This is a genomic window from Pseudoalteromonas ulvae UL12, assembly GCF_014925405.1.
GTDB classification, from domain to species: domain Bacteria; phylum Pseudomonadota; class Gammaproteobacteria; order Enterobacterales; family Alteromonadaceae; genus Pseudoalteromonas; species Pseudoalteromonas ulvae.
The window spans coordinates 152,891-160,009 of sequence record NZ_AQHJ01000026.1 but is presented as its reverse complement, the minus strand read 5'-3'; the positions used below and the strand labels follow the sequence as shown (position 1 = coordinate 160,009).

General features: G+C 41.1%; 5 protein-coding genes and 5 tRNA genes. 8 read left to right on the top strand and 2 right to left on the bottom strand.

The window, feature by feature from the left end:
- Positions 1-105 precede the first annotated feature (105 nt).
- From PULV_RS08100 to PULV_RS08070, 7 genes are all read left to right on the top strand, one after another.
- Positions 106-182, top strand: a tRNA-Asp gene (locus PULV_RS08100).
- 38 nt (positions 183-220) lie between these two features.
- A tRNA-Asp gene (locus PULV_RS08095) sits at positions 221-297 on the top strand.
- 31 nt (positions 298-328) lie between these two features.
- Positions 329-405, top strand: a tRNA-Asp gene (locus PULV_RS08090).
- Positions 406-432: 27 nt separating this feature from the next.
- Positions 433-509: transfer RNA gene (locus PULV_RS08085), tRNA-Asp, on the top strand.
- Between the two features lie 33 nt (positions 510-542).
- Positions 543-619 (top strand) — tRNA-Asp (locus tag PULV_RS08080).
- A gap of 759 nt (positions 620-1,378) precedes the next feature.
- Positions 1,379-1,963, top strand: a complete 585-nt coding sequence (locus PULV_RS08075) for an ABC transporter ATP-binding protein (RefSeq protein WP_086743589.1) — start codon at positions 1,379-1,381, stop codon at positions 1,961-1,963.
- Positions 1,956-3,029 carry a DUF6136 family protein gene (locus PULV_RS08070; protein WP_193331413.1) on the top strand — a complete coding sequence of 358 codons (1,074 nt, stop codon included), beginning with the start codon at positions 1,956-1,958 and terminating at the stop codon, positions 3,027-3,029. Before PULV_RS08075 ends, PULV_RS08070 begins: the two co-directional genes overlap by 8 nt.
- Here PULV_RS08070 and fadE read toward each other — a convergent pair.
- A complete protein-coding gene (fadE, locus tag PULV_RS08065) occupies positions 3,026-5,473 on the bottom strand; it encodes an acyl-CoA dehydrogenase FadE (RefSeq protein ID WP_193331412.1) in 2,448 nt (815 codons plus the stop codon). The genes PULV_RS08070 and fadE overlap by 4 nt on opposite strands.
- Before the next feature lie 163 nt (positions 5,474-5,636).
- On the opposite strand from fadE, the gene PULV_RS08060 reads away from it, so the two are divergent.
- Positions 5,637-6,401 carry a class II glutamine amidotransferase gene (locus PULV_RS08060; protein ID WP_086743586.1) on the top strand — a complete coding sequence of 255 codons (765 nt, stop codon included), beginning with the start codon at positions 5,637-5,639 and terminating at the stop codon, positions 6,399-6,401.
- A 37-nt stretch (positions 6,402-6,438) separates the two neighbouring features.
- Here the strand turns inward: PULV_RS08060 and PULV_RS08055 are convergent, their stop codons facing one another.
- Positions 6,439-7,107, bottom strand: coding sequence for a DUF3108 domain-containing protein (locus tag PULV_RS08055; RefSeq protein ID WP_227009376.1), 669 nt, complete (start codon positions 7,105-7,107; stop codon positions 6,439-6,441).
- Positions 7,108-7,119 lie beyond the last annotated feature (12 nt).

Below are 7,119 nucleotides of genomic sequence, written 5' to 3'. Positions count from 1 at the left end.
TTAGAATACCGGCCTGTCACGCCGGGGGTCGCGGGTTCGAGTCCCGTCCACTCCGCCAAATACTTACATCGCCGAAAGGCACTTTATTGAGTTATATTCCTTTGTGGAGTGGTAGTTCAGTTGGTTAGAATACCGGCCTGTCACGCCGGGGGTCGCGGGTTCGAGTCCCGTCCACTCCGCCAACAGAATATAATTTAATAAGTTGAATAACGCATTATGCGGAGTGGTAGTTCAGTTGGTTAGAATACCGGCCTGTCACGCCGGGGGTCGCGGGTTCGAGTCCCGTCCACTCCGCCAACATGCAATATTCAACAGATTTACTTACAGCGGAGTGGTAGTTCAGTTGGTTAGAATACCGGCCTGTCACGCCGGGGGTCGCGGGTTCGAGTCCCGTCCACTCCGCCAACAAGTAAATAGCATTAATATCTCTGCGGAGTGGTAGTTCAGTTGGTTAGAATACCGGCCTGTCACGCCGGGGGTCGCGGGTTCGAGTCCCGTCCACTCCGCCAACAGATATTAAGCATCAAGTTATATACCACTGCGGAGTGGTAGTTCAGTTGGTTAGAATACCGGCCTGTCACGCCGGGGGTCGCGGGTTCGAGTCCCGTCCACTCCGCCACTTGATTTATCAAGTCTCTCAGATTTATCCTAAAATCCTAAAATCCTAAAATCCTAAAATCCTAAAATCCTAAAATCCTAAAATCCTAAAATCCTAAAATCCTAAAATCCTAAAATCCTAAAATCCTAAAATCCTAAAATCCTAAAATCCTAAAATCCTAAAATCCTAAAATCCTAAAATCCTAAAATCCTAAAATCCTAAAATCCTAAAATCCTAAAATCCTAAAATCCTAAAATCCTAAAATCCTAAAATCCTAAAATCCTAAAATCCTAAAATCCTAAAATCCTAAAATCCTAAAATCCTAAAATCCTAAAATCCTAAAATCCTAAAATCCTAAAATCCTAAAATCCTAAAATCCTAAAATCCTAAAATCCTAAAATCCTAAAATCCTAAAATCCTAAAATCCTAAAATCCTAAAATCCTAAAATCCTAAAATCCTAAAATCCTAAAATCCTAAAATCCTAAAATCCTAAAATCCTAAAATCCTAAAATCCTAAAATCCTAAAATCCTAAAATCCTAAAATCCTAAAATCCTAAAATCCTAAAATCCTAAAATCCTAAAATCCTAAAATCCTAAAATCCTAAAATCCTAAAATCCTAAAATCCTAAAATCCTAAAATCCTAAAATCCTAAAATTTCATGACGTAACTATTCAGTTAATGTCCTCATTTGGGTGCTTGAAAGTGTTCAATGATTATTGAAATGGTGTAGGTTTCGTTGATTGGTTGATATCATGACGAAAAACTTAATCGGTGTATTATGTTAGCCATAACAGGTTTAAATCATCATTTTAATAATAAACCCCTGTTTCAAAACTATTCTGTGTGTCTTGCATCGACGAGGACATGCTTAGTTGCAGCCAATGGGCGAGGGAAGACCACTTTATTTGCCATTATTGCAGGGCTAATTAAGGCTCAATCTGGCAGTCTTGAGCTTTTTGGCCAACAACTAAAAAATGCAAATCAACAGGTGGCTTTGGCGTCGGATAAAATTCAATTCCCTGAGTTTCTGACTGCAAAGCAAGTCATAGAGCTGGTGTGTGCCTGCTGGCAATTGCCTTGGCCTGTAGCGCTTATTACAGGGCTGTCTTTTGATATTCAATTAAATACTCAGGTTGGCGATTTATCTTCGGGCAGTTTAAAAAAATTACAATTGATCACAGCATTAGCTCGTGATGTCCCTTTAACCTTGTTAGATGAGCCTAGTGCTGCCTTGGATGAAACAAGCCTGCAATTTTTATTAACCTTACTGACGAAGAGAAAAGGTCAGGTGATCATTACTTGCCATGAACCCGACCCCTTTGTAGGCATTGGATTTGAATTACAGGCTCTTGATAATGTTTAGCGCGTTTTATCGTTATCGTAGCCAAGCCTTTCGATATGAAATCAGTCTGTTATCGCAGCAATTAAAGCAATTGTTAGGCTTTTTATTTATGCTGTTGGCCAGTGCACTGCCTGGCATTGTTTTGCTGATTTTTATGAGTTTAGGCAAAGTCATTAAAGCGCAAGGAGGCGAGGTCGTCCAAGCATGGGTGGCGTGGTGTTTTTTGGCAGGTCAAACGCTTTATTTTTATGCGCTTAATCATGCACTATTAAATACAAAACAGCGTAGTTTTCAACGCAGTTTAGCCCAAAACTCTTGGTGGTTATGGCTCGCTGATGCACGTAATTTACTACTGTCACATGTATTTATTTGGTGTTCGCTGTTTGTATTATTGTCGATGAACGCCGCACAAATTAAGCAAAACAGCCCGTTTATTCTCTTTATTGTTTTACAGCTCTTACTTGGTTTTTTATCTTTGTATCGGATGCAACAAAGTGTGATTTTCTGTTTCCTCGCTGCGATATCGAGTGTGTATTGGTCTGAATTAAGCTTATTCGCTATTATGGTGAGTTGGTGCTTTATCACGCTGTTATGTCTGTTTATACCACCTATTAGTTGGCAAAGTCGCTTTTCAGTCACAGATCAAAGACGGCTATGGCTGAGCTTTTATCTTCATCATTATCAGATATTGCTTTGGCGTATGGCGTGTATTCTGGTGATTTTTTCTGCGATGTGTGTGTTGGCGACTGAACGAGCTGATATGATTTATTTGGCGGGTTATTTCTCTGGCTTTTTAACCTTGCTGTTATTACTTACACTGCATATTGAGGTCAAGAAGATAGCCAAAGACTACGAGTTATTTTTGCTTTCACTTAATCAAGCTTGGCCATTTAAACGCATGCGCTTATTGAGTAGTGTCGTTGGCTGTACTTTACTGACTATCGCTATATTTGTTGTGTTTGGTCAGGGTTATCTTGCCATCATTTTATGGTGGATCAGTATCATGTGTTTATATTTTGCAGAAAAAAAACCAGAGCACATCGCTCTGGTTTGGGGAATATATCTGGTTGGAGGCTTATTTATTTAAGCCGCTTTACTCTTTTTACTGCTGCGTGCTGCACCAGCTTTAAGATCTTCAGGATCAAAGTCATCAACATCAATGACTTGTAATCGAGCGACTTCTGCCTTAATCAGCATGTCAGCTTCTTTTTCATTGATCACATTTAGTTCAAGACCCATTGCTGCGACTTTATCTAAAGCAAAGAATGGCAGTTTTTGACCTTTAGCTAAGCAGATTTTATCAAAGATAGGCTCAACAGCTAAAATATCCTTTAGTGTCTGTTCCTGACGTCCGATTAAGTTATTCGGTTCATTAGTGAGATAAATATGATTGGCTAGGCGATCACGTGTTGCACTTGGAACTTGTAATAAGTGTGCAACTTTATGTTCTAATGTATCCGTTGGTTTGCGAACGGGACGGCCCCAAGGGAATAAAATAACCTTTAACAATGCACGTAACGGTGCAAAAGGCATGTTATTAATTAAGTCCGCCAATGCGCGTTGGCAGTGATAGAGATGCTCTTGACAGCTCCACTGTACCAGTGCGAAGTCTTCTTTTTTGCGACCTTCATCGTTATAACGCTTAAGTGTTGCTGAGACTAAATAAAGATAACTGAGTAAATCACCTAAACGAGCAGATATCCGCTCTTTACGTTTTAATGAGCCACCAAATACCGCCATACAAATGTCTGACATAAGTGCTAACGAAGCACTAAAGCGAGACGCTGTTTGGTAAAACTCAGCGGTTTCATCTTTAAACGGTGTTTTTGCAAATTTAGCGCCGGTTAATCCTAACCAGAATGTGCGGACAAAGCTTGAGATGGTGTAACCGATATGACCCATTAATGCGGTATCGAAGGCACGTAGGGCCTCTTCTTTATCTTCAATAGAACATGATGCAAGCTCATCTAATACAAACGGATGGCAACGGATTGCACCTTGACCATAAATGATCATGTTACGGGTGAGGATATTGGCCCCTTCTACAGTAATTGCAATAGGCGCACCTTGATAACCGCGACCAAGATAATTGTTTGGCCCAAGCATGATCCCTTTACCACCATGAATGTCCATAGCATGCATAGTTGAATCACGCATTTGCTCAGTCAAGTGATACTTAATAATTGCAGAGACAACCGAAGGTTTCTCACCTAAATCGACAGCACCAGTTGACATGCTCACAGCGGCATCAGAGCTATACGCATAACCGGCTAATTTAGCCAAAGACTCTTCAACACCTTCCATTTGGCCAATCGGTAAACGGAACTGGCGACGAATACGACTATACGAGCCACTCGCTAGTGCAATTGCTTTTACACCACCGGCTGAATTAGATGGCAGAGTGATCGCACGACCAACAGAAAGACATTCAACCAACATTCTCCAACCTTGGCCGGCCATTTTTGGACCACCAATGATGTAGTCGATAGGCACAAATACATTCTCACCTTTGGTTGGACCATTTTGAAATGGCACATTGAGTGGGAAGTGACGACGGCCAATCTCAACTCCAGGCGTATCCGTAGGGATAAGGGCGCACGTGATCCCAGGCTCTTTATTGTTTCCAAGCAAGCCATCAGGGTCGCGCAGTTTAAACGCTAAGCCTAGTACTGTCGCAACAGGAGCAAGGGTGATATAACGCTTGTTCCATGTTAAATTCAAACCGAGTACTTCTTCACCTTGCCACATTCCTTTGCAGACCACACCATAGTCAGGAATGCTACTCGCGTCAGAGCCTGCTTCAGGAGAGGTAAGGGCAAAACAAGGGATTTCTAGTCCACTGGCTAAGCGAGGTAAGTAATGATCTTTTTGCTCTTTCGTTCCATAGTGCTGTAATAGCTCACCTGGACCTAACGAGTTAGGAACACCGACGATTGATGAAAGTAGGGTTGATTTACTGGTCAGCTTTTGTAACACACATGATTGTGCAAATGCTGAAAACTCAAGACCACCGTATTCTTTTTTGATGATCATGGCAAAAAACTTATTGTCTTTTAAATATTGCCAAACATCTTGTGGTAAATCGGTTAGTTCATGAGTCGCTTCCCAGTCATCGAGCATGCTACACACAGTCTCAACTGGACCATCCATAAACGCTTGCTCTTCAGTGTTCAAACGAGGAACTGGGTATTTGTGGAGTTTATTCCAATCAGGATCACCACAAAATAAATCCGCTTCCCACCAAGTTGTTCCGGCATCGATAGCAGATTTTTCTGTTTCACTCATGGTTGGCGTCACTTTTTTAAATGCCGCAAAAATAGGTTTTATAATGTATTGCTGGCGTAAACTTGTTACAGACAGCGGAAGTACAATTGCCAAAAATATCAACCAACTGAACGTTGAAAATGCACCGAGGATACTGCCTATCAACATAAACGCGATACTTATACCTACACAAGTATGCCAGTTTGCACGGTGATAACTGGCGATTGCTAAAAATGTTAGCAAGCTGGCTACCAAGATAATTGTCATGTTTATTTTCCTTATTAGAGGTCTGACCACTACTGTGTAAGAGTAGCGTGTTGTGAAATTGGTTGCAAGTAGTGAAATTTATAATAATTCATAGTGCTGAAATTGCTATTTTTAATGGCTTGAGTAAACTGCCAATAAGTTCGAGTTGTATGAGTTTTGTTTTATGTGTGAGTTACTTGGCATGTCTGCAAATGTGCCGACAGATATATGTTTCAGTTTTTCTGGCTTATTAGAGCGTGGCGGTAATACAGGCCCGCATCGTGATGGCTGGGGGATTACTTTTTATGAAGGCAAAGGCTGTCGTACTTTTAAAGACCCACTACCCAGTTGTGAGTCAGAAATAGCCAAGTTAGTCAGGGCCTACCCAATCAAAAGCTGCTCTGTGATCAGTCACATTCGTCAAGGCAATCGAGGGCGTACGTGTCTTGAGAACACTCATCCCTTTACACGAGAGTTATGGGGTAAAGAAATAACCTATGCTCATAATGGCCAACTTTCTAACTATCAAGACTTAAAACCCGAGTTTTATCGGCCGGTTGGCAACACAGACTCTGAACTTGCGTTTTGTTGGTTGCTTGATAAAGTGCGAGAAAAATACCCAAATAAACCAAACAGCATGCTGACGGTTTTTCGATATATCGCTAAGTTAGCCCATACACTCAGAGAAAAAGGGGTGTTTAATATGTTATTAACCGATGGCGTGTATGTTTTAGCATATTGTACGAATAACTTGCATTGGATCACTCGTCGAGCGCCGTTTGGAAAAGCGACGTTAATTGATGCTGATTTGATTGTCGACTTTCAAAAAGAAACGACTCCCAATGACATTGTCACCGTAATCGCCACTCGTCCGCTTACGAACGATGAGCAATGGCATCAAATGGCACCTGGTGAGTCAGTGATTTTTAAGCTGGGTGAAATTCAATAAGAAAACGTCTCCAGAGGAGACGTTTATAAGTTGATGATTACTGTTTGGGGTTAAATGATTTCAGTTGAACATCGAACTGTTCAACATTTTTTTCACCTTTCCACATTCTTACCAATAAATAGTCCATTTCAGGGCAGAGCCAAGCGATGGCTTGGCGTTTGTCATTATCGTAAACGCGTTCGATTTTAATCGCTTCGACATTGCCAATCGGTAATGTGATGGTTTCTTTGCCGAGCACCTTAAATTTATAATGACGAACATTGCCTTTTTTATCGACTAGCTCGTAATCAAACTCTTCTTTACCTTGCTTGAGTTCTTGGCGCATCTGTACTTGATATGAGATCCCATCTTGCCAATGATCATCCCATTCAATTTTAAGGGGGAACTTCTCTTGATTGCTGATCACTTGTTTTTTATCGGTATCAAAAAACAGTTGATAGTCTTTGTCCCGGCCTGTGCCTTCACGGAGCATGCGATAATTGATAGGGGTGATTTGACCTTCTAAATAAGAGAATACTGATGACTCGGTACGTTTATCAGAAAAAACCATCCAGCTAATATCGCTTTTATAACGAATTTCGTAGTGGCCATCATCACGTTGTGTAAGTGTGCGAGTTGCACTGCCGTAACGCTCGCCTTTACGTAATACATCGTATTCAGCAGAATATTGGCTTAATTGAGTTGCAAAAGAGGGGGAAATAATCAAAGCGCTCAACAG